Annotated in this window: 21 protein-coding genes; 13 read left to right on the forward strand and 8 right to left on the reverse strand. The window is 71.9% G+C overall.

Going from position 1 to position 21,346, the window contains the following annotated elements; genetic code table 11:
* The first annotated feature begins 15 nt into the window (after window positions 1–15).
* The 9 genes from AC0ZLC_RS01265 to AC0ZLC_RS01305 all read left to right on the forward strand — a co-directional run bounded on the left by AC0ZLC_RS01265 (window position 16) and on the right by AC0ZLC_RS01305 (window position 7,575).
* Window positions 16–195 (forward strand): hypothetical protein, encoded by a 180-nt coding sequence (locus AC0ZLC_RS01265; protein WP_476749950.1) that lies wholly within the window; start codon window positions 16–18, stop codon window positions 193–195.
* A complete protein-coding gene (locus AC0ZLC_RS01270) occupies window positions 192–902 on the forward strand; it encodes a phosphoadenylyl-sulfate reductase (protein WP_476749951.1) in 711 nt (236 codons plus the stop codon). The genes AC0ZLC_RS01265 and AC0ZLC_RS01270 overlap by 4 nt, the downstream gene beginning before the upstream one ends.
* Complete coding sequence (gene cysC / locus AC0ZLC_RS01275) at window positions 899–1,480, forward strand: adenylyl-sulfate kinase (protein ID WP_476749952.1); 582 nt, start codon at window positions 899–901, stop codon at window positions 1,478–1,480. The genes AC0ZLC_RS01270 and cysC overlap by 4 nt, the downstream gene beginning before the upstream one ends.
* Complete coding sequence (cysD, locus tag AC0ZLC_RS01280) at window positions 1,477–2,412, forward strand: sulfate adenylyltransferase subunit CysD (protein ID WP_476749953.1); 936 nt, start codon at window positions 1,477–1,479, stop codon at window positions 2,410–2,412. Before cysC ends, cysD begins: the two co-directional genes overlap by 4 nt.
* 2 nt (window positions 2,413–2,414) lie before the next feature.
* Complete coding sequence (locus AC0ZLC_RS01285) at window positions 2,415–3,770, forward strand: sulfate adenylyltransferase subunit 1 (RefSeq protein ID WP_476749954.1); 1,356 nt, start codon at window positions 2,415–2,417, stop codon at window positions 3,768–3,770.
* 226 nt (window positions 3,771–3,996) lie between these two features.
* On the forward strand, window positions 3,997–5,106 hold the full coding sequence (locus AC0ZLC_RS01290; RefSeq protein WP_476749955.1) for an aliphatic sulfonate ABC transporter substrate-binding protein: 1,110 nt from the start codon (window positions 3,997–3,999) through the stop codon (window positions 5,104–5,106).
* A 39-nt stretch (window positions 5,107–5,145) separates the two neighbouring features.
* Window positions 5,146–5,934 carry an ABC transporter ATP-binding protein gene (locus AC0ZLC_RS01295; RefSeq protein ID WP_476749956.1) on the forward strand — a complete coding sequence of 263 codons (789 nt, stop codon included), beginning with the start codon at window positions 5,146–5,148 and terminating at the stop codon, window positions 5,932–5,934.
* The gene (locus AC0ZLC_RS01300) at window positions 5,921–6,823 is read left to right on the forward strand and encodes an ABC transporter permease (protein ID WP_476749957.1); all 903 of its coding nucleotides are present in this window, start codon (window positions 5,921–5,923) and stop codon (window positions 6,821–6,823) included. Before AC0ZLC_RS01295 ends, AC0ZLC_RS01300 begins: the two co-directional genes overlap by 14 nt.
* Window positions 6,824–6,828: 5 nt before the next feature.
* Entirely contained in the window at window positions 6,829–7,575 is a 747-nt protein-coding gene (locus AC0ZLC_RS01305) for a sirohydrochlorin chelatase (protein ID WP_476749958.1), read from the forward strand.
* 391 nt (window positions 7,576–7,966) lie between these two features.
* Here the strand turns inward: AC0ZLC_RS01305 and AC0ZLC_RS01310 are convergent, their stop codons facing one another.
* The gene (locus AC0ZLC_RS01310; protein ID WP_476749959.1) at window positions 7,967–8,566 is read right to left on the reverse strand and encodes a TIGR03086 family metal-binding protein; all 600 of its coding nucleotides are present in this window, start codon (window positions 8,564–8,566) and stop codon (window positions 7,967–7,969) included.
* A 113-nt stretch (window positions 8,567–8,679) separates the two neighbouring features.
* Between AC0ZLC_RS01310 and AC0ZLC_RS01315 the strand changes: the two genes are divergently transcribed.
* Window positions 8,680–9,519, forward strand: a complete 840-nt coding sequence (locus AC0ZLC_RS01315; RefSeq protein WP_476749960.1) for an aldo/keto reductase — start codon at window positions 8,680–8,682, stop codon at window positions 9,517–9,519.
* 24 nt (window positions 9,520–9,543) lie between these two features.
* On the opposite strand, the gene AC0ZLC_RS01320 is transcribed toward AC0ZLC_RS01315, so the two are convergent.
* Entirely contained in the window at window positions 9,544–10,089 is a 546-nt protein-coding gene (locus tag AC0ZLC_RS01320) for a DUF1697 domain-containing protein (RefSeq protein WP_476749961.1), read from the reverse strand.
* Window positions 10,090–10,360: 271 nt separating this feature from the next.
* On the opposite strand from AC0ZLC_RS01320, the gene AC0ZLC_RS01325 reads away from it, so the two are divergent.
* Window positions 10,361–12,643: an MMPL family transporter gene (locus AC0ZLC_RS01325; RefSeq protein ID WP_476749962.1), complete on the forward strand. Its 2,283-nt coding sequence runs from the start codon at window positions 10,361–10,363 to the stop codon at window positions 12,641–12,643.
* A 58-nt stretch (window positions 12,644–12,701) separates the two neighbouring features.
* On the opposite strand, the gene AC0ZLC_RS01330 is transcribed toward AC0ZLC_RS01325, so the two are convergent.
* From AC0ZLC_RS01330 to AC0ZLC_RS01345, 4 genes are all read right to left on the reverse strand, one after another.
* Window positions 12,702–13,817 carry a CDP-alcohol phosphatidyltransferase family protein gene (locus tag AC0ZLC_RS01330; RefSeq protein ID WP_476749963.1) on the reverse strand — a complete coding sequence of 372 codons (1,116 nt, stop codon included), beginning with the start codon at window positions 13,815–13,817 and terminating at the stop codon, window positions 12,702–12,704.
* Window positions 13,818–14,177: 360 nt separating this feature from the next.
* Window positions 14,178–15,458: an ABC transporter substrate-binding protein gene (locus AC0ZLC_RS01335; protein WP_476750213.1), complete on the reverse strand. Its 1,281-nt coding sequence runs from the start codon at window positions 15,456–15,458 to the stop codon at window positions 14,178–14,180.
* Between the two features lie 2 nt (window positions 15,459–15,460).
* The gene (locus AC0ZLC_RS01340) at window positions 15,461–16,294 is read right to left on the reverse strand and encodes a carbohydrate ABC transporter permease (protein ID WP_476750214.1); all 834 of its coding nucleotides are present in this window, start codon (window positions 16,292–16,294) and stop codon (window positions 15,461–15,463) included.
* Between the two features lie 35 nt (window positions 16,295–16,329).
* Window positions 16,330–17,265 carry a carbohydrate ABC transporter permease gene (locus AC0ZLC_RS01345; RefSeq protein ID WP_476749964.1) on the reverse strand — a complete coding sequence of 312 codons (936 nt, stop codon included), beginning with the start codon at window positions 17,263–17,265 and terminating at the stop codon, window positions 16,330–16,332.
* 266 nt (window positions 17,266–17,531) lie between these two features.
* Here AC0ZLC_RS01345 and AC0ZLC_RS01350 point away from each other — a divergent pair, with 266 nt between their 5' ends.
* A complete protein-coding gene (locus tag AC0ZLC_RS01350; RefSeq protein WP_476749965.1) occupies window positions 17,532–18,395 on the forward strand; it encodes a phosphotransferase enzyme family protein in 864 nt (287 codons plus the stop codon).
* 39 nt (window positions 18,396–18,434) lie between these two features.
* Here the strand turns inward: AC0ZLC_RS01350 and AC0ZLC_RS01355 are convergent, their stop codons facing one another.
* A complete protein-coding gene (locus AC0ZLC_RS01355) occupies window positions 18,435–19,337 on the reverse strand; it encodes a LysR family transcriptional regulator (protein ID WP_476749966.1) in 903 nt (300 codons plus the stop codon).
* A gap of 81 nt (window positions 19,338–19,418) precedes the next feature.
* Between AC0ZLC_RS01355 and AC0ZLC_RS01360 the strand changes: the two genes are divergently transcribed.
* Window positions 19,419–20,420, forward strand: coding sequence for a DMT family transporter (locus tag AC0ZLC_RS01360; RefSeq protein WP_476749967.1), 1,002 nt, complete (start codon window positions 19,419–19,421; stop codon window positions 20,418–20,420).
* Between the two features lie 178 nt (window positions 20,421–20,598).
* Here the strand turns inward: AC0ZLC_RS01360 and AC0ZLC_RS01365 are convergent, their stop codons facing one another.
* Window positions 20,599–21,321: an exonuclease domain-containing protein gene (locus AC0ZLC_RS01365; protein WP_476749968.1), complete on the reverse strand. Its 723-nt coding sequence runs from the start codon at window positions 21,319–21,321 to the stop codon at window positions 20,599–20,601.
* Between the last annotated feature and the right edge of the window lie 25 nt (window positions 21,322–21,346).

Raw genomic sequence — 21,346 nt, forward strand, 5'->3', positions numbered from 1 at the left:
GACGGAGGACAGCGCATGAGCGAGCGCGCGGCCCCCTTCTACTGCCCCTACTGCGGCGACGAGGACCTGCGGCCCAGCGAGGAGAGCCACGGCGCGTGGGAATGCGCGGCCTGCAGTCGAGCCTTCCAGCTGAAGTTCCTCGGGCTGCTGTCCCGGGGAGTTCCGCGCAACGACGGTGGAGGGGACGAGACATGACGACGCTTCAGGACGGACGGACGGCCGAGGACCTCAAGAGCCTCGCCGAGCAGGCCGGACGCGACCTCGAGGACGCGTCCGCACTGGACATCCTGCGGTGGGCCGCGGACACCTTCGGCGGCAAGTTCTGCGTGACCTCCTCCATGGAGGACGCCGTGGTCGCGCACCTCGCCTCCCGCGCCCGGCCCGGGGTCGACGTCGTGTTCCTCGACACCGGCTACCACTTCCCCGAGACCATCGGCACCCGGGACGCGGTCGAGGCCGTGATGGACGTCACCGTCATCACGCTCACCCCGCGGCAGACGGTCGCCGGGCAGGACGCCGAGTACGGCCCCCGGCTGCACGACCGCGACCCGGACCTGTGCTGCAGGCTGCGCAAGGTGCAGCCGCTGGAACAGGGCCTGACGGCGTACGACGCGTGGGCGACAGGACTGCGCCGCGACGAGTCCCCGACCCGGGCGGACACGCCGGTCGTCGGCTGGGACGACAAGCGCCGCAAGGTGAAGGTCTCGCCGATCGCCCGCTGGACGCAGGACGACGTGGACGCCTACGTCGCCGAGCACGGGGTCCTCACCAACCCGCTGCTGATGGACGGCTACCCGTCCGTGGGCTGCGCGCCCTGCACCCGCCGGGTGCTGGAGGGCGAGGACGTACGGGCCGGCCGCTGGGCGGGCCGCAACAAGACCGAGTGCGGGCTGCACGGATGACGACGACCACGCACCACTCCCAGGACTCCCAGGAGAAGCAAGTGACGACCGGAGCCACCATCTGGCTCACGGGTCTGCCGAGTGCCGGCAAGACCACCATCGCGAACGATCTGGCCGGCCGGCTGCGCGAGGAGGGCCACCGCGTCGAGGTGCTCGACGGTGACGAGATCCGCGAGTTCCTCTCGTCGGGCCTCGGTTTCTCCCGCGCGGACCGCGACACGAACGTGCAGCGCATCGGCTTCCTCGCCGACCTGCTCGCCCGTAACGGCGTCAAGGCGCTGGTGCCGGTGATCGCGCCGTTCGCGGACAGCCGTGCCGCCGTGCGCGAGCGCCACCGCGCGAGCGGTGCCGCGTATCTCGAGGTGCACGTGGCGACCCCGGTCGAGGTGTGCTCCGTACGCGATGTGAAGGGGCTGTACGCCAAGCAGGCGGCGGGCGAGATATCGGGGCTCACCGGGGTCGACGACCCGTACGAGGAGCCCGTCTCGCCCGACCTGCGCATCGAGTCCCACACCCAGACCGTGCAGGAGTCCGCGGCAGCGGTGCACTCGCTGCTCACCGAAAGGGGTCTCGCATGACGACCGCAGCTACCGTCTCCGAGGAGACGGACAGCCCGTACGCGCTCTCGCACCTGGACGCGCTGGAGTCCGAGGCCGTCCACATCTTCCGCGAGGTGGCGGGCGAGTTCGAGCGGCCGGTGATCCTCTTCTCCGGCGGCAAGGACTCCATCGTCATGCTGCACCTGGCGCTGAAGGCGTTCGCGCCCGCGCCGGTGCCGTTCACCCTGCTGCACGTGGACACCGGACACAACTTCCCCGAGGTCCTGGAGTACCGCGACCGCACGGTCGCCCGGCACGGCCTGCGGCTGCACGTCGCCTCCGTGCAGGAGTACATCGACGCGGGCAAGCTCCGGGAGCGTCCGGACGGCACCCGCAACCCGCTCCAGACCGTGCCGCTGACCGAGCGGATCCAGGCCGAGCGTTTCGACGCCGTCTTCGGCGGCGGACGCCGGGACGAGGAGAAGGCCCGCGCCAAGGAGCGCGTGTTCTCCCTGCGCGACGAGTTCTCCCAGTGGGATCCCCGCCGCCAGCGCCCCGAGCTGTGGCAGCTCTACAACGGCCGCCACGCGCCCGGCGAACACGTCCGCGTCTTCCCCCTCAGCAACTGGACCGAGCTGGACGTGTGGCAGTACATCGCCCGCGAGGGCATCGAACTGCCCCAGATCTACTTCGCCCACGAGCGCGAGGTGTTCCAGCGCGCCGGCATGTGGCTGACCGCCGGTGAGTGGGGCGGCCCCAAGGACGGCGAGACGGTCGAGAAGCGGCTCGTGCGCTACCGGACCGTCGGCGACATGTCCTGCACCGGCGCCGTCGACTCCGGCGCCACCACCCTGGACGCCGTGATCGCCGAGATCGCCGCCTCCCGGCTCACCGAACGCGGCGCCACCCGGGCCGACGACAAGATGTCCGAGGCCGCGATGGAAGACCGCAAGCGCGAGGGGTACTTCTAGCCATGACCAGCACCACCGAACCCGCCCTGCCGCTGTCGGTCGAGCAGTTGTCGGCCACCACCCTGCTGCGGTTCGCCACCGCGGGGTCCGTCGACGACGGCAAGTCCACCCTCGTCGGGCGCCTGCTGCACGACTCCAAGTCGGTCCTCACCGACCAGCTGGAGGCCGTCGCACGCGTCTCCGCCGGCCGCGGCCAGGAAGCACCCGACCTCGCACTGCTCACCGACGGCCTGCGAGCCGAACGCGAGCAGGGCATCACGATCGACGTCGCCTACCGCTACTTCGCCACCGCCCGCCGCCGGTTCATCCTCGCCGACACCCCCGGGCACGTGCAGTACACGCGGAACATGGTCACCGGCGCCTCCACCGCCGACCTCGCCGTCGTGCTCGTCGACGCCCGCAACGGCGTCATCGAGCAGACCCGCAGGCACGCCGCGGTCGCCGCCCTGCTGCGCGTCCCGCACGTCGTCCTCGCCGTCAACAAGATGGACCTCGTCGAGTACCGGGAGGCCGTCTTCTCCGCCATCGCCGAGGAGTTCACGGCGTACGCCTCGGAGCTGGGCGTCCCCGAGATCACCGCGATCCCGATCTCGGCGCTCGCCGGCGACAACGTGGTGGAACCCTCCGCGAACATGGACTGGTACGGCGGTCCGACGGTCCTGGAGCACCTGGAGAGCGTGCCGGTCAGCCACGACCTGGCCCACTGCCACGCGCGGCTGCCCGTGCAGTACGTGATCCGCCCGCAGACCGCCGAGCACCCCGACTACCGGGGCTACGCGGGCCAGATCGCGGCCGGCACCTTCCGCGTAGGCGAGAGCGTGACCGTGCTGCCGTCCGGCCGCACGACGCGGCTCGCCGGGATCGACCTGCTGGGCACGCCGGTCGACGTCGCCTGGACCCCGCAGTCGGTGACCCTGCTGCTCGAGGACGACATCGACATCTCCCGCGGCGACCTGATCGTGCCGAGCAAGGACGCGCCCCCGACCACCCAGGACGTCGAGGCGACCGTCTGCCACGTCGCCGACGAGCCGCTCAGCGTCGGCCACCGGGTGCTGCTCAAGCACGGCACGCGCACGGTCAAGGCGATCGTCAAGGACATCCCGTCCCGGCTGACCCTCGACGACCTGTCCCTGCACCCGCACCCGGGCCGGCTGGTCGCCAACGACATCGGCCGCGTCAAGATCCGCACCGCCGAGCCGCTGCCGCTCGACTCCTACGCCGACTCCCGGCGCACCGGCTCGTTCATCCTGATCGACCCCGCCGACGGCACCACCCTCACCGCGGGCATGGTCGGCGAGTCCTTCGCCGCACCGGAGCCGGTCAGGGACGCGTCGGACGACGACGGGTGGGACTTCTGACATGACGTCCACCGACTTCTACTCCACGTTCGCGAAGGAGGGCGGCCGGGTCGGCAGCGGCGCCCTCGGCAGCGGGCAGGGCGGAGTCGCGCGATGTGCGCGATGACGTACGCGCACTGCCTGCGCGCCCCGTCCCCCCACAGCACGCGAAAACGAAGACCTGCCGACTTCCCGGCCACGGCCTGAGAACACCGTGACCGCCGGGCCAACGAGAGGAACACCTCCCGTGCCTGCCAACCGCTCCACCACCTTCCGCCGCACTGTCGCGGCCGTCGCCGCACTGCCCCTCCTCACCCTGGCCGCCTGCGGCTACGGCTCGGACTCGAAGGACGACGGCGCCGCGAAGGTCGCCGCCGGCGCCGAGAAGATCGACGGTCTCGACACCGTGAAGATCGGCTACTTCGGCAACCTGACCCACGCCACCGCGCTGGTGGGCCGCCAGGAGGGCCTGTTCCAGAAGGAACTGGGCGCCACGAGGGCCGAGTACGCCACCTTCAACGCCGGCCCGTCCGAGATCGAGGCCCTGAACTCCGGATCGATCGACATCGGCTGGATCGGCCCCTCCCCCGCGATCAACGGCTACGCCAAGTCCGACGGCAAGAGCCTGCGCATCATCGGCGGTTCGGCGTCCGGCGGTGTGAAGCTCGTGGTCGACCCGAAGAAGATCAAGTCCCTGAAGGACGTCAAGGGCAAGAAGATCGCGACCCCGCAGCTCGGCAACACCCAGGACGTCGCGTTCCTCAACTGGATCGCGGAGCAGGGCTGGAAGGTCGACGCGGAGAGCGGCAAGGGTGACGTGTCCGTGATCCGCACGGACAACAAGATCACCCCGGACGCCTACAAGTCCGGCTCCATCGACGGCGCCTGGGTGCCGGAGCCGACCGCGTCCAAGCTGGTCGCCGAGGGCGGCAAGGTGCTGCTCGACGAGGCCGACCTGTGGCCCGGCAAGAAGTTCGTGATCACGAACATCATCGTGTCGCAGAAGTTCCTCAAGGCGCACCCGAAGGTCGTCGAGGCCGTCCTGAAGGGCGCGGTGAAGACCAACAAGTGGATCAGCGCCAACCCGGCCGAGGCGAAGGCGGCGGCGAACGCCCGCCTCAAGGAGGACTCGGGCAAGGAACTCCCGGCCGACGTCCTCGACCCGGCATGGAAGTCCATCCAGATCACCAATGACCCGCTGGCGTCCACCCTCGGCACCGAGGCGGACCACGCGGTCAAGGCCGGTCTGCTGGAGGCCCCCGACCTCAAGGGCATCTACGACCTCACGCTGCTGAACAAGGTTCTCAAGACCGAGGGCGAGAGCACCGTCGCCGACGCCGGTCTCGGCGTCAAGTAGCCGCATCCGCCACTGATCAGTTCCCAGGAGGTGACGACCATGGCAACCGCTCTCGTCAAGGCCGGCGACACCGGTACGTCGGTGGAGCACGCCGTGCGGATCGAGCACGTCTCGAAGTCCTTCGCCGGGCCCGCAGGACAGCAGCTCGTCCTCGACGACATCTCGCTCGATGTCGCGCCGGGCGAGTTCGTCACCCTCCTGGGGGCTTCGGGCTGCGGCAAGTCCACACTGCTCAACCTGGTGGCGGGGCTCGACGCCCCGTCCGCCGGCACCATCACCACGGCCGGCCGGCCCGCCCTGATGTTCCAGGAACACGCGCTCTTCCCGTGGCTGACGGCCGGCAAGAACATCGAACTCGCCCTGAAACTGCGGGGCGTGGCCAAGGCCGACCGCCACGGCCGGGCGGAGGAGCTGCTGGAGCTCGTCCGGCTGAAGGGCGCGTACGGCAAGCGGGTGCACGAACTGTCGGGCGGTATGCGGCAGCGCGTCGCGCTGGCCCGCGCGCTCGCCCAGGACAGCCGGCTGCTGCTGATGGACGAGCCGTTCGCCGCGCTGGACGCCATCACACGGGACGTGCTGCACGACGAACTGACCCGGATCTGGAGCGAGACGAACGTCTCCGTGCTGTTCGTGACGCACAACGTGCGCGAGGCCGTCCGGCTCGCCGAGCGGGTCGTGCTGCTCTCCTCCCGTCCCGGGCGCATCGCACACGAGTGGACGGTGGACATTCCGCAGCCGCGCCGCATCGAGGACACCGCCGTGGCGGAACTGTCCGTCGAGATCACCGAACAACTGCGTGGGGAGATCCGCCGCCATGGCCAGCACTGAGACCAAGGCCGACGCGAAGGTCGGGGACCACGACGGGCTGGCCGGGCTGGAAGCGGGCCTCGACGCGCTGGAGACGGTCCAGAGGGGGCGTACGCCGCTCCGCCAGACCCTGGTGCAGAAGGTGCTGCCCCCGGTCATCGCCATCGCGCTGGTGCTGGTGGTGTGGCAGGCGCTGATCTCGTTCAAGGTCGTCGACGACCCCACCAAGCTGCCCTCGCCCGCCGACGTGTGGGCGGAGGTCGAGGACGCCTGGCGCGAGGGCAAGCTGCTCGGCTACATCTGGACGAGCGTCTCGCGAGGTCTGCTGGGCTTCCTGATGGCGCTGGTCATCGGCACCCCGCTGGGGCTGCTGGTGGCACGGGTGCGGTTCGTGCGCGCCGCCATCGGCCCGGTCCTGTCCGGCCTGCAGTCGCTCCCGTCGGTGGCCTGGGTGCCGCCCGCCGTGATCTGGCTGGGCCTGGAGCCGTCGATGATGTACGCGGTGATCCTGCTCGGCGCGGTGCCCTCCATCGCCAACGGTCTGGTGTCGGGCGTCGACCAGGTGCCCCCGCTGTATCTGCGGGCGGGGCGGACGCTGGGCGCGAAGGGGCTGCTGCACACCTGGCACATCGTCATGCCGGCTGCCCTTCCCGGCTATCTGGCCGGCCTGAAGCAGGGCTGGGCATTCTCCTGGCGCTCGCTGATGGCCGCGGAGATCATCGCCTCCTCGCCGGAACTGGGCGTGGGCCTTGGGCAGTTGCTGGAGAACGGCCGCACGGTCAGCTCCATGTCCATGGTCTTCCTCGCCATCCTGCTCATCCTGATCGTCGGTATCGCCATCGACCTGCTGATCTTCAGCCCGCTGGAGCGGTGGGTGCTGCGCAGCCGCGGTCTCCTCGTGAAGAGCTGATTCCCGTGCCCGCAGCCGCCCGCCCCGTCCTGCTCGTCATCGCCCACGGCAGCCGCGACCCGCGTCATGCCGCGACCGTGCACGCCCTGGTGCGGCGCGTGCGGGCGCGGCGGCCCGGTCTGCGGGTGGAGACCGGCTTCCTGGACTTCAACGTCCCGTCGGTGAACGGGGTGCTGGAGTCGCTGGCGGCGGAGGGCGTACGGGACGTGGTGGCGCTGCCGCTGCTGCTGACCCGCGCCTTCCACGCGAAGGCGGACATTCCCGCGGTGCTGCGGAACGCGCCGTCGCGGCTTCGCGTCCGCCAGGCGGAGGTGCTCGGCCCGTCGCCGCTGCTGACGGCGGCGCTCGAACGCCGTCTGTACGAGGCGGGGCTCGGGCCCGCCGACAAGTCCTCGACCGGGGTCGTCCTGGCCTCGGCGGGGTCCACGGACCCGGAGGCGATCGCAGTGATCGCCGACATCGCGCGGGAGTGGCGGCGCACCGGTTGGTGCGCTGTGCGGCCTGCGTTCGCCTCCGCATCCCTTCCACGCACTCAGGACGCCGTGCGCGAACTGCGGGCACTCGGCTGTGCCCGGGTGGCGGTGGCGCCGTACGTCCTGGCGCCCGGTTTCCTGCCCGACCGCATCGCGCGGGGCGCCGCCGAGGCGGACGTCCTGGCCGAGGTCCTCGGCCCGGCGCCCGAGGTGGTGCGCGCCCTGCTGGAACGCTACGACGAGGCCAGGCACCCGGCCCTGGCGGCACTCGGCGCGTAGCGGCGCCAGGGTGACTTGCCCCGGGCGTGGGGCGTGCCACGGTGACACGCCCCTAGCGCGGGGCGACGTCGGGGTGGCGTGCCCCACGCTCGGCCGGAGCGGTGACGTGCCCAGCGCCCGGGCTGCCGTAAGGGTGCCGTGGCATGGACTCGGTGCGGTCACCGCGTAGCCGCACCACAAAGACGTGCCCCACGCCCCAGCCGGAGTCACGGAGACGGCCCCGTGCCCCGGCCGGCGTCACGGAGACGTGCCCCGTGCTCGGGCAACCCGTGCCGCCCGCCGCTCGGGCAACCGGTCATGGGCACGCCTCGTCGGCCGCACGGCGGGCGAAGGTGCCGGCCGCCCGGCGGGCGGCTCCTCGGTCCGCGCCGGACGAGGCCGCACGGGGCCCTCAGCGGCGCGTCGCGCCCCGGCGCGGATCCCGGCCGCTCGCGGCGAGCGCGCGCTCGAAGACGGGCGCGTCGTCGGGGACGGCGACCGGATCGGCGAAGCCGTCGTACCGGCGGTAGAGCTCGCCGTGCCGCTCGACCACGTCCAGGACGAGCCGGGCCGCGCCCTGCGAGACCCGGAACTCCTGGCCGGTGGAGACGGCCACGTCCCAGCCGTGGACCGCCGTCTCCTTCACGATCATCGGCGCCAGCTCGGCCGCCGGCATCGTCGCCATGCCGAGGTCGACGTCGCCCTCCCACACGGCCGGGTCGTCCCAGGCGGCGACGGCGCGGTCGAGCTGGGCGGCGTACGCCCCGGCCCAGTCCGGGTCCGCCGTGAAGTCGCGTCCGGTCAGCTCCTCGGGGAGCGGCTTGCGCAGCGCCCGGTGCTCCAGACCGTACGAGGTGTAGAGGACCCAGTGGTTCACCAGGGCACGGACGTCCCAGTCGGCGCAGTGCGTGGGGCCGGCCAGCTGCGCGGGGGTGACGCCGCGGGCCACCCGGGCGGCCTCGGCGGCGCATTCCGCCAGGTACGGGTGCACGTTCTTGTACGCGTTGGTCATACGCCCCACGCTAGAGGCGCCGCGCCCGCTCCTCTTGAACAAACGCGACAGCGCTCCGGCGAGCGGCGCCGGCCGGAGCGGGTCCCCGCGTGCCGCGTGTGTACCCTCCGTCAGTGATCCCGGAACGTCTCGTCCTGGGCGGGGAGCTGCCGGTGCGGCGGCTCGGCTACGGCACCGCGCAGCTCACCGGCCCCGGCTACTGGGGTCCGCGCGGGGACGCCCGGGACGCCGTCGCGGTACTGCGCCGGGCGGTCGAGCGCGGGGTGACCCTGATCGACACCGCCGACAACTACGGCCCCTCGGTCGCCGAGGAACTGATCGCGCGGGCCCTGCATCCCTACCCCGAGGACCTGGTGATCGCCACCAAGGGCGGGGTCGTCCGCACCGGTGCCGACGCCTGGCACGTCGCGGGACGGCCGGAGCAGCTTCGGGCGATGTGCGAGGCGAGCCTGCGACGGCTGCGGCTCGACACGATCGGCCTGTACCAGCTGCACCGCCTGGATCCGGACGTGCCGATGGTGGAACAGCTCGGCACACTCGACGCGTTGCGCGCGGAGGGCAAGATCCGGCACATCGGCCTGGACACCGTCACCGCCGAACAGCTCTCGGCCGCGCTGGAGTCGACCGCCGTCGCGTCCGTGCAGAACCGTTACCACCTGCTGGACCGGGCGTCGGAGCCGCTGCTGAGGCTGTGCCAGGCCCGCGGGATCGCCTTCCTGCCGTGGTTCCCGCTGGGTAACGGCTCGTTGACGTCCCACCCGGTGTGTGCCGGGATCGCCGCCGCGCACGGAGCGACAGCGGGACAGGTCGCCCTGGCCTGGCTGCTGCGCCGCTCCCCCGTGCTCTGCCCGACCCCGGGCACGGGTTCGCTCCCCCACCTGGAGGAGAACCTGAACGCGACCGCACTCCGCCTCACGACCGAGGACATGTCCCGCCTGGACGACCTGAGTTGACGTCGTCCCTGAGTGGACTCGCGTTCAGTCGCGGGTCAGTTCCTCCAGCTTGACGACCGTGTTCCAGTTCCTGGTGGTGGCGGTGAGGCCCTTCAGGAGCCGGGGTTTCGACAGGGTGTCCGCCAGCTTGGAGCGGCCGAGACCGTCGGGGGCGTACAGGTACAGGACGCGGTCGCCGAGACGGAACTCCTCCGGCAGGAAGGCCGCCGGGTCGACGGCGGCGAAGCGGCCGGCTGTGACGGGCTCGGAGAAGTACGTGGCGTGCAGCTGCCTGCCCGCCAGCTCGGTGGCCGGGAAGGGGCAGGCCTCGCGCACCGCCTTCAGGTAGGCGTGGTCGCGCACCAGCACACCGACGGCGAAGCCGAAGTGCTTCTCGACGGCCCGCTCCAGGTCGGCGGCGAGGGACCGCTCGTCACCGTGCTCGCAGGCGAACGCCGCGTTGCCGCTCTGCAGGTAGGTGGCCACATCCGTGTACCCGAGCCCCTGCATCAGGGTGCGCAGCTCGGCCATCGGCACCTTCTTGCTGCCGCCCACGTTGATTCCGCGCAGCAGCGCCGCATACTTCGTCATCGGCACACCATAGAGCGGCCGTCGCCCCCGGTGGCGCCGGTGGCGGCGGCCGTGTCCGGCGCCGTCACCCTGATCCGCATCCCCGACAACCCCCATTAGGTGTAAGGGGCTGTCGTCATCCCCAGTGCGGAGGAGCCGGGGGCCGAGGGGAGGACCCGGACGGCCGGCGGGTCACCGGGAAGCACGACGAGACGCGCTTATCCGGCCCATACCTTCATAAGGCGAGGTGGCGGCAGGGGGTTGTCACCGCATACGAGGGGGCTAGCCCGTCATGGGGAACGGAGACACAAGAGTGCGGGGGATCGCCGCCCGGGCGGGGGGCTGGAGCGCCCGGCACCGATGGGCGGCCGTCGGGATCTGGGTGCTGTTCGTCGTCCTGGCCATGGGCCTCGGCTCGGCCGTCGGCCGCGTCGACGTCAAGGACAGCGAGCAGCTCAAGGGCGAGACCAGTACGGCCGCCCACATCATCGAGGACGCGGGCATCGAGGAGCCGGCCGGCGAGACCGTCCTGGTGCAGGCGAAGGACGGGCACACCAAGACCACCGACGCGGCGTTCCGCAGCGCCGTCGCCGACGTCGTGGAGGCGGTCGGGGCGACCGGCGAGGTCGCGGACGTGACCTCGCCGTACGACACGAAGACGATCTCCAAGGACGGCCGCAGCGCGCTCGTGCAGTTCGACGTGCGCGGCGACTCGGACACCGCCGGGGAGCGCATCGAGCCGGTGCTGAAGGCCGTCGAGGGGGTGCAGAAGGACCACACGGAGCTGCGGATCGAGGAGATCGGCGGCGCCAGCATGATGAAGACGTTCGACGACGCGTTCGGGGACGACTTCAAGAAGGCCGAGCTGTCCGCCGTCCCCGTGGCCCTCGGCATCCTGCTCATCGCGTTCGGCGCGCTGGTGGCGGCCCTGCTGCCGGTGGCGCTCGCGGTCACCGCGATCATGGCGACGATGGGCCTCATGGGCATCGTCAGTCATGTGATGCCGATGAGCGACACCGCCAACTCCGTGATGCTGCTGGTGGGTCTCGCGGTCGGCGTCGACTACTGCCTGTTCTACCTCCGGCGTGAGCGCGAGGAGCGCGAGGCGGGCCGGGACGCGCAGACCGCGCTGCGGATCGCCGCCGCGACCAGCGGCCGGGCCATCATCGTCTCCGGTGTCACGGTGTGCGTCGCGATGGCCGGCATGCTCTTCACGGGTCTCGCCGAGTTCGAGGCGATGGGCCTGGCCTCACTGATGGTCGTGGCGGTCGCCATGGTCGGCTCCGTCACGGTGCTGCCCGCGCTGCTCTCGCTGCTCGGTGAGCGGGTGGAGAAGGGCCGTCTGCCGTTCCTGCACCGCGACAAGCGACGCAGGAAGGACCGGCAGGCCCCGGCACGTTCCGGCGGGAGCGAAAGCCGCTTCTGGGGCGCCGTGCTGCGGGTCGTGCTCGCCAAGCCGGGCATCTCCCTGGTGGTCGCGGCCGGCGCGCTGCTGGCCGTCGCCGCCCCCGCGCTCGGCATGAAGACCGAACAGCTGACGCTGGACAAGGAGTTCGGTGACTCGCTGCCCATCGTGGCGACGTACAACCGGGTCAACGAGGCCTTCCCCGGCGGCACCGAGCCGGCCGAGGTGATCGTCAAGGCCCAGGACATCAACTCCCCCGAGGTGAAGTCCGCGCTGGCCGACTTCCGTGCCCGGGCGATCAGTTCGGGCGCCACCCGCGGCCCGGTGGACATCAAGGTGCACGACGCGCAGAACGTCGCCTTCGTCTACGTCCCGCTGGTCGGCGGCTCCGACCAGGAGAAGGCCGGCAAGAGCCTGGACCTGCTGCGCGACGAGGTGCGGCCGGACACGCTCGGCAAGGTCGACGGCCTTCAGGCCCCGATCACCGGACAGGTCGCGGGGTCGCGCGACTTCAACGACCAGCTCGTCGGCTCGGTGGTCCCGGTCTTCGCGTTCGTCGTGGTCTTCGCCTTCCTGCTGATGCTCCTGTCGTTCCGCTCGCTGACCATCGCCATCACGTCGATCGTCCTCAACCTGCTGTCCGTGGGCGCCGCCTACGGCATCCTGGTCGGCGTCTTCCAGCACGGCTGGGGCGCCTCGCTGGTCGGCGCGGAGGGAGTGGGCGCCATCATCACCTGGCTGCCGCTGTTCCTCTTCGTGATCCTCTTCGGGCTCTCGATGGACTACCACGTCTTCGTGGTCTCGCGGATCCGTGAGGCACGGCTGCGCGGGCTCGGCACCAAGGACGCCATCCGGCACGGAGTGGTCACCACCGCCGGCGTCGTCACCAGCGCCGCCGTCATCATGGTCGCCGTCTTCGCGATCTTCGGCACGCTGTCCATGCAGTCGATGAAGCAGATGGGCGTCGGTCTGGCGGCCGCCGTACTGATCGACGCGACGATCATCCGCGGGGTGCTGCTCCCGGCGGTGATGGCCCTGCTCGGGGAGCACAACTGGTACTTCCCGAAGTGGCTGCACCGGCTGCCCGACCTCACCCACGACGAGGCTCCGGAGCAGCTCGCCGGGCCGCAGCAGCCGCCGGCGGTCGAGGGCGAGCGGGTCGGGGTCTGACCGTTCGAAACGCCGTACGTGGCCGGGGTGCACGCACCCCGGCCACGTCGCCGTACGGTCAGGCAGCCGCCGCCACGTCCTCACGCTCGAAGGAGTCGATGGTGCGGGTGAAGTCGCGGGTGGACAGCAACAGCTTGTAGATGATGGCGAGTTCGAAGACGAGGAGCAGCGCTCCGGAGACGATCGTCGCCTCGGTCACCGCGTCGAGGAGCGGCCCGACGATGAACACGCCCATCTGGAACTCGATGCCGCTGATCAGATGCGTACGGATGCGGTGCCGCAGCAGGAAGGAGCGGGCGCGCAGGTATGCGGGGAACCGGTGCCGGAACTCCTGGTGCAGGTCGATGACCCGGGCCGGCAAAAGCGCCGCCGGGCCGCCGGAGCCGTCCGCACCGACCGGCACGTCCCCGGCGGCGGTCCCACTGCCCGCGTCCGGTCCGTCCGTCGCGGACCCGGTGACGCCGCCCGATACGGATCCGGTGACGTCCGATACGGTCCCGGTGACGTCCGTCGCGGAGCCGGTGACGCCCGTCGCGGTCCCGGTGGCCGCCTTGCGGAGGTCCTGTTCGATGTCCGCCTCGGGGTTGTCGCGCAGCAGGTCCTCCATGAAGGTCAGCTCGGCCCGGTTCTCCGTACGCCGCGCCTCCCGCAGCCGGGCCTTGATCTGCTTGCGCATCGAGTGCCGGATCTTGAAGATCTCCAGCGAGTTGATGTAGCGCAGCGTGTCCAGGCCGACCACCGCGAGGGCGAGCCAGATGTAGAGGGTGTCGCCGCTGCGCTGGTACTGCCCCGCCATCAGCGCCACCGCGCAGACCATCACGCGGATGCGGTCGAAGACGAAGTCGAGCCACGCCCCGAACACCGAGCCCTGGCCGGTGAGCCGGGCGACCTTGCCGTCCATGCAGTCGAGGATGAAGCTCAGGTGGTAGAGGAAGGCGCCGACGATCAGCCACCGCCAGTCGCCCAGGGCGAAGAACACGGAGGACGCGAGCCCCAGCAGGAAGGCGCCCCAGGTGATCTGGTTGGGCGTGATCGAGGTGCGCAGCGCGACCTGCCGCACCAGGGGCGTGGCGACGGGGTCGACGAGGAGCACGGTCCACCACGCGTCGCGCTTCTTCTGCGTGACACGTCGGACCTCGGGCAGCGGCGGGATGTCTCGGCGTGGGGATCGCATGGTCCAACTTCCTGGCGTTCGACTGGAGTTCATCTCACGCTAGGTAGCCGTTGCGCCAAGGAACAAGATCCGGCCCGTGCAACCTTCCGAGGGGGGTAACGGTCTCACTCTCCGGACAGGTCGGTGGCTTCACCAGGCAGTGTCCGCGTTATCCGAGCGTTACCGAATGCCCCGTCCGTTATCCAACACACGCCAGGACTTCACCGTTTCCCTGCAACCGTGACGCACGGAGCGGGCGAGGTGCGCGGACGGTGACGTTCCGGCCCGTCCGGGGCGCTTGGCCGGCCCGGAGACCGGCGCGCGGACCGGGGCGCCCGCCGGAGGACGTGCTCGCCCGGGCCGCGTCCGGGACTCGACCGGTCACCGCTGGTAGCGCGCCAGCACCAGGTTCCCGTCCTTCACGAGTCGCCTGCGCAGTTCGGCCAGACCGATCGCCCCGCTGTAGTACTCCTGGAAGGCTGGGGTCGCGACCTTGTCCTTCCACTCGGGATAGCCGCGGACGGACTGGGCGGGCGCGGACCGCAGATGCGCCGCCAGCGCGGTGCCTGTCGCCCAGTCGTTCTCCGCGGTGTGCAGGGCCGGGTCCCTGAGCGCCTCGGTGCCCGTGGGCAGCATCCAGTCGCCGAGTGCGAGCCTGACCATGTTCGCCGGGCGGAGCAGGAAGCCGATGAACTCGCCGGCCTCCTTCTTGTGCGGGCTGTCCTCGGCGACGGACAGGGTCTGCGGGCTGACGCCCTGGGTGAGGCCGTCGGCGCCCGCCGGGGCGGGCAGTACCTGCCAGTCGAAGCCTTCCGGGGCCTGCTGGACGAGCTGCTGCCGGTAGGAGAAGCCGAGCGGGACCATGGCGTACTTGCCGCCGAAGAAGCCGGGCAGGGTGTCGGAGCCGCCCATCCCGAGCGTGGTGCCGGAGGCGCTGCGGTCCCTGTTCACCCCGTCGTGGACGGTCCGCGGCACCACGGAGTCGGCCGCGTCGAAGCGGACCTCCACCTTGCCGTCCCCGGCGCGGTGGAACAGCCGGCCGCCCGCCGAGAGGGAGAGGTTCAGGGTGGCCGAGACCGGCTCCTTCAGCGGCCAGGCGACCCCGTAGCGGCCCTCGCCGGTCAGCTCCTTCGCGATGGACCGGAACTCCTCCCAGCTCCAGGGGTGCTCCGGCGTCGGGATACGCACGCCCGACTCGCGCAGCAGTGTCGCGTTCGCGACGAGCACCCGCGGCTCCTGCAGGAACGGCACCCCGTAGATTCCGTCCCCGAACGTCGTCGTCTCCCAACTGCGCTGCGGAATATCCGACTTGAGCCGCTCGGGGAGCAGGTCACGCAGGTCGGCGAGGTAGCCGCCGTAGGCGAAGTCCGCGAGGTCGTCCGAGGCGTCATGGATGATGTCCGGTGCCTCGCCGCCCTCGAAGGAGGTGAGCAGCTGGTCGTGGACGCTGTCCCAACTGCCCTGCACGTACTCGACCTTGACGTCCCGGTGCGTCGCGTTCCACTCCTTCACCAGCTCCTTGTTGGCGGTGACGGACTCCTCCTGCCACGCCAGGGACTGGAAGCGGAGGGTGACGGGGCCCTCGCCGTGCCGCCCGTCGTCGGAGCAGCCCGTGAGCAGCAGGGCGAACACCGCGAGGAACAGGCTCCAGCGTGTCCGCATCATCAGCTCTTCACCGCCCCGGTGAGCATGCCGCCCGTGATCCGCTTCTGGATGACCGCGAAGACGACGAGGGAGGGCAGCGTCGCGAGGAACGCCGCCGCCGCCAGCGGACCGAGATCCGCGACGCCCTCCGCCCCGATGAAGTGCGTGAGGACGACCGGCAGCGTCTGCCTGTCCGGCGTCTTGAGCAGCACCAGCGCGAAGAAGAACTCGTTCCACGCGCTGATGAACGCGAACAGCGCCGTCGCCACGATGCCCGGCGCCAGCAGCGGGGCCGTGATCGAGACCAGCGTCCGCGCCCGGCCCGCCCCGTCCACCGCCGCGGCCTCCTCCAGCTCGGTGGGCACCGCCCGCACGTACCCCACCAGCATCCACAGCGCGAACGGCAGTGCCCACACCACGTAGACCATGACCAGTCCCGGCAGTGAGTTGATCAGCCGCAGGTTCTTCAGGACCAGGAACAGCGGGATGATCACCAGCACGAAGGGGAACGCCTGGCTGACGACCACCCACCCGGTGGCCGCCTTCGCGAGCGGCGTGCGGTGCCGCGCCATCACGTAGGCCATCGGCGTCGCGATCACCACCGCGACCAGCGCCGCCGCGAGCGCCGCGACCAACGAGTTCAGCGCGGCGTGCAGCAGCGGCTGCTCGTCGAAGGCCTGCCGGAAGTTGGCGAGGGTCGGGTCCTCGGGGATCCAGGTCGGGTGCAGGCTGGCCAGCTCGCGCGGCGGCTTGAAGGCCGTGGAGATCAGCCAGAGGAAGGGGAAGGCGAGGAAGAGGAGGTACCCGAGCAGCGCGAGGTACTGCCCGAGGCGGCCCCGCCCGCTGGTCCGCAGGCCCGAGGGCCCCCTGCTCGTACGAGGCACGGCGGTCACCGGTCGTCACCGTCCCGCAGCCGGGCCACCAGGTGGAACGCGAGCATCACCGAGATCACCGCGACCATCACGCATCCCATCGCCGCCGCATAGCCGAACTGCCCGTATCGGAACGCCTCTTCGTACGCGAACAGCATCGGCAGCCGGGTCCGGCCGCCGGGCCCGCCGTTGGTGAGCACGTAGACCAGGGCGAAGGAGTTGAAGTTCCAGATGAGGTTGAGCGCCGTGATCGCGAGGGCCACCGGCCGGAGGGCGGGCCAGGTGACCGTCAGGAAGCGGCGCCAGGCGCCCGCGCCGTCCATCGCGGCCGCCTCGTGGAGTTCGCGCGGCGTGTTCTGCAGTCCCGCGAGCAGGGCGACGGTGGTCTGCGGCAGGCCGGCCCAGACACCGACGACGATCACCGCGGGCAGCGCCGTGCCGAGGCCGGATAGCCAGTCCCGGCCGTCGCCGAGGCCGATGTCGCGCAGGGTCTCGTTGAGGATGCCCGCGTCCGGGTTGTAGACGAGCCGCCACATGATGCCGACGACCACCTCCGGCATCGCCCACGGGACGATCGCCAGCGCCCGGGCCAGCCAGCGCAGTCGCAGATCCTGGTTGAGCAGCAGCGCGAGCCCGAGTGCGAGCAGGAACTGCGGCACGGTCACGCCGACCGCCCAGACCAGGCCGATCCGGAAGGAGTCCCAGAACAGCGTGTCGTGCAGCAGGTCCTGGAAGTTGAGGGCGCCGACCCAACGCGTGGGCACCGTCCGGCCCGACTGCGCGTCGGTGAACGCCAGCGCGACCCCGTAGAGCAGAGGCCCCACGCTGAGCACCAGGATCGGGATCAGCGCGGGCAGCACCAGGAACCAGGCGCCGTGGCCGCCGGGGCGGGGAGCCCCGCCCTCCGTGCCCGCGCGCTTGCCGGACCGCTTCGTCACGGTCGCTGATGTCACGGATTCGGCTCCTCACACGCTCGTACGGATCCGGGTCTCGTCGTCGCTGCGGCGCCGCCCGTCCAAGGACAGGGCCCCGTCATGGTCCTGACAGGCTGACGCGGCGTCAAGGCGGCGCGTCATCCCTCCTGACCGCTCCGACCAGTACGAATGCGACACTGGCGGACGGATGGCCGGAACTCGGCGCCGCACGGGGACACCTGGCGGCGCAGCCGGGAACAGGGCGTGACCGGGACGCCGTGCACGCGAGACCACGGAGGCGAAGGATGGACGAGGCGCGGGCGCGGGACGTGCTGGCCGCGGCGGGGGTGCTGCCGGGAGCGGCTGCGGACGCACGGCTTCTCGCCCTCGGGGAGAACGCGGTGTTCGCCGCCGGTGACCTGGTCATCAAGGTGGGGCGCGACGCCGAACTGCTGGACCGGGCGCGCCGGGAGCTGGCCGTCGCCGCCTGGCTCGCCGAGGCGGACGTCCCCGCGGTGCGCGCGGCCGAGCCCGAGGCGCTTCTGGTGGACGGCTGCCCGGTGACGGTGTGGCATCGGCTCCCGGATTCCGTACGTCCCGCGGAGCCGGCGGATCTGGCCGGCCTGCTCCGCGTGGTGCACGCGCTGCCCGCCCCGCCGTTCACCCTGCCGCCCCGCGAGCTGCTGGGCGGGGTGGAGCGCTGGCTGCGGCTCGCCGGCGACGCGATCGACCCCGCGGACGCCGCGTATCTGCGGGAGCGCCGCGACGGTTTCGCGACGGCCGCCGCCGCCCTGACCCCGCGGCTGACGCCGGGCCCGATCCACGGTGACGCGCTCCCCCGCAACGTCCATGTGGGCCCCGACGGACCGGTCCTCGTCGACCTGGAGACCTTCTCCGCCGACCTGCGCGAGCACGACCTGGTGGTGATGGCGCTCTCCCGCGACCGCTACGGGCTGCCCGCCGGGGCCTACGACTCCTTCATCCGTGCCTACGGCTGGGACGTGCGCGCGTGGGAGGGCTGCGGTGTGCTGCGCGGCGCCCGCGAGACGGCCAGTTGCGCGTGGGTCGCCCAGCACGCGCCGGCCAGTCCGAAAGCGCTCACCGAGTTCGAGCGGCGGGTGGCGTCGCTGCGGGACGGCGACGAGACCGTGCGCTGGTATCCCTTCTGAGCTCTGGTGCGGGCCGCGGCCCGCACCAGACCGCGCGGGTCAGCCCCGGGTCCGGATCTTCGCGGCGGCCTCGTGCAGCTCGGCCAGGACCCGGCGGACGGCTCGGCGCGCCGTGCGCTCCGGGCGGTGGAGCACGTCGATGTGCCGCCGGGCGCGGACGCCGCTCAGCGGTCTGAGCACCAGCGCGGCGTGCGGGCGCGTCGTCCAGCGCGGCATCAGGGCGAGGCCGCCACCGGCGGCGACGGCCTCGGCGACGACGGCGAACTCGTTGATGCGGTGGGCGAGATGAAGGCGGCGGCCCGCCGCGGTGGCGATGGCGTCGATGGTCGCCATGAGCGGGAAGCCGTCGTGCACGGTGATCCAGGGCTGGTCGGCGACGTCGCGCGGCGCGAGCCGCCGCCTGGCGGCCAGCGGGTGATCGACGGGCAGGGCGACGTCGAGCGGCTCCCGCAGCAGTGTGGTCGCGGTCACCGTGCGCGGCCAGGCCGGGGCGTGTTCCAGGCGATGGGCTAGTACGAGGTCGTACTGCCTGGTCAGCGGCGGGAAGTCGTCCTGCGGGACGTCCTCGTCGGCGAGTGAGAGCCGCGGGCCGCCGGGTACGGCGAGCCCGCGGAGTAGCAGCGGGAAGAACGCCGACCCCGCACTGTGGAAGGCCGCCAGCGACACCTCGCCGTCCGGCCGGCCGACGAACTCGGCGACGGTGTGCCGGGCCCGCTCCAGCGCGGTCTCCACCTCGATCGCCGCTCCGGCCAGGGCCTGGCCCGCGTCCGTGAGCACCAGCCGCCGCCCCTGCCGCTCGGTGAGCGGGACGGGGATCGCCCGCTGGAGCAGCCGCAGTTGCTGGGAGATCGCCGACGGGGTCACCAGCAACGCCTCGGCCACCGCGGTCACGCTGCCCAGTTCGCCCAGCTCCCGCAGGATCCGCAGCTGCCGTTCGTCCATGCGGTCAGTGTAGGGAAACTGAAGGGTCGCTTAAGAAGGTGGCTCTGGGCTTCAGTGACGAGGTCGGGGCAGGGTGGGCGCGTGCCTGATTCCCGCCGTACCGATGCGGTACTTCTCCTGGTCGCGCTCGTCTGGGGTTCCAGCTATCTCTCGGCCCGGACGGCCACCGCCGTCCTGCCCGTCCTCGTGGTGCTCTTCGCGCGGTACGCGCTCTCCGCGCTCGCCTGCCTCGGCCTGGTCGCCGCCGACCGGAAGTCCGGGGGGTGGACCCGCGACGAGATCCGCGTCGGCGTGCCGCTGGGGATCACCCAGGCCGCCGTCCTGGTCGTCGAGACGTATGGCGTCGCGCACACGAGCGCCGCCAACGCGGGGCTGATCATCAGTCTCACCATCGTGCTCACCCCGCTCCTGGACCGCACCGGCCACCGCGGCGGACTGCCGCCGTCCTTCTACGCCGCCGCCGGGGTGTGCCTGCTCGCCGTGGGGCTGCTCATGTCGGGCAACGGCTTCCACGCTCCGCGTCCCGGTGATCTGCTGATGCTCGTCGCGGCGCTGGTGCGGGCGGTGCACGTCGCGCTCGTCGGACGGCTCATCGCCCGGCGCGCGATCCGTCCGCTGCGGCTGACCACCGTGCAGACCCTCGTGGGGACGGGGGTGTTCCTGCTGCCCGCCGCGAGCGGTCTGCCCACCCTGACCAGGGTCGGGGCCGCGGGCTGGGCCCAACTGCTGTATCTCGCGCTGTTCTGCAGTGTGTTCGCCTTCCTCGCCCAGACGTGGGCCGTCCAGCGGACCTCGGCGAGCCGGGCCAGCCTGCTGCTGGGCACCGAGCCGGTCTGGGCGGCCGCGGTCGGCATCGGTCTCGCCGGTGAGCACTTCACCCCGCTGACCGGTCTCGGCGCGGCGCTGATGGTCGCCGGGACGTACTGGGGTCAGGCGGTGGAGCGCGGCCACCGGGCGCCCGAGGCCCACCGCGCGGTGGGCGGCCGTCGCTCTCCCGAGGCGTCGGGCGAGCGGGGCACGCGGGACGGCACGCCGCTCGCCACACCGCCGGCACGACACCCCGCGGGCTCCGGCCCGGGGTGACGCACCGGCTGCGGTGGATGCCGGTCGCAGGGGGAGGGGCGGCTGCCCGTCGGCCAGGCATGCGACGGATGCCGGCGGCCCGTACGCGGGGCGGACGCCGGCGGCCGTTCGGGCCGATGGATGCCGGGCGGCGGGGTGTGCGCGGACGCCGGTCCGCCGGGGTCACGGCCGAGGCGTCTCAGACGCGTTCGTCCGCCAGGTCCCGGACCGGCCACGTGCCGTCCACCACGGCCGCCTCGTCCCCCTTGCGCCGCAGGAAGCTCTGGAAGTCCGCCGCCCACTCGGCGTACCACTCGATCTGACGGCGGTGCAGCTCCGCCGGGCCGAGGGACGCGACCTTGGGGTGGCGGCCGGCTATCGCGGAGGCGAGCCGGGCCGCGGCGAGCGCGTCCGCCAGCGCGTCGTGGGCGGAGTCGAGCGCGACCCCGTACTCCGTGCACACCGCCTCCAGATTCCGCTTGCCGCGGCGGTAGCGGTCCACGGAGCGGTCGATGGTGTACGGGTCGATGACGGGGGCGGGGTCCGTACCACCGAGTCGGTCGCGCAGCGACGGCAGCCCGTACCGCCGCAGCTCGGCGGAGAGCAGCGTCAGGTCGAACGTCGCGTTGTACGCGACGACCGGGACGCCCACCTGCCAGTAGCCGACGAGGACGGCCGCGATGGAGTCGGCGACCTGGTCGGCCGGCCGGCCCTCGGCTGCCGCGCGCTCGTTGCTGATGCCGTGGACCGCCACCGCGTCCGCGGGGATCTCGACGCCCGGATCGGCCAGCCACTCGCGGCGTCCGACCGGCTCCCCGCCCCTGACCTCGATCACGGCCCCGGTGACGATGCGCGCCTCGCGCGGGTCCGTCCCGGTCGTCTCCAGGTCGAAGCCGATCAGCAGCTCCCGGTGCCAGCCCATGGGCGGCCCCCCTTCCTCGTGGTGC

It is taken from the genome of Streptomyces sp. GLSS-08, from assembly GCF_056387915.1.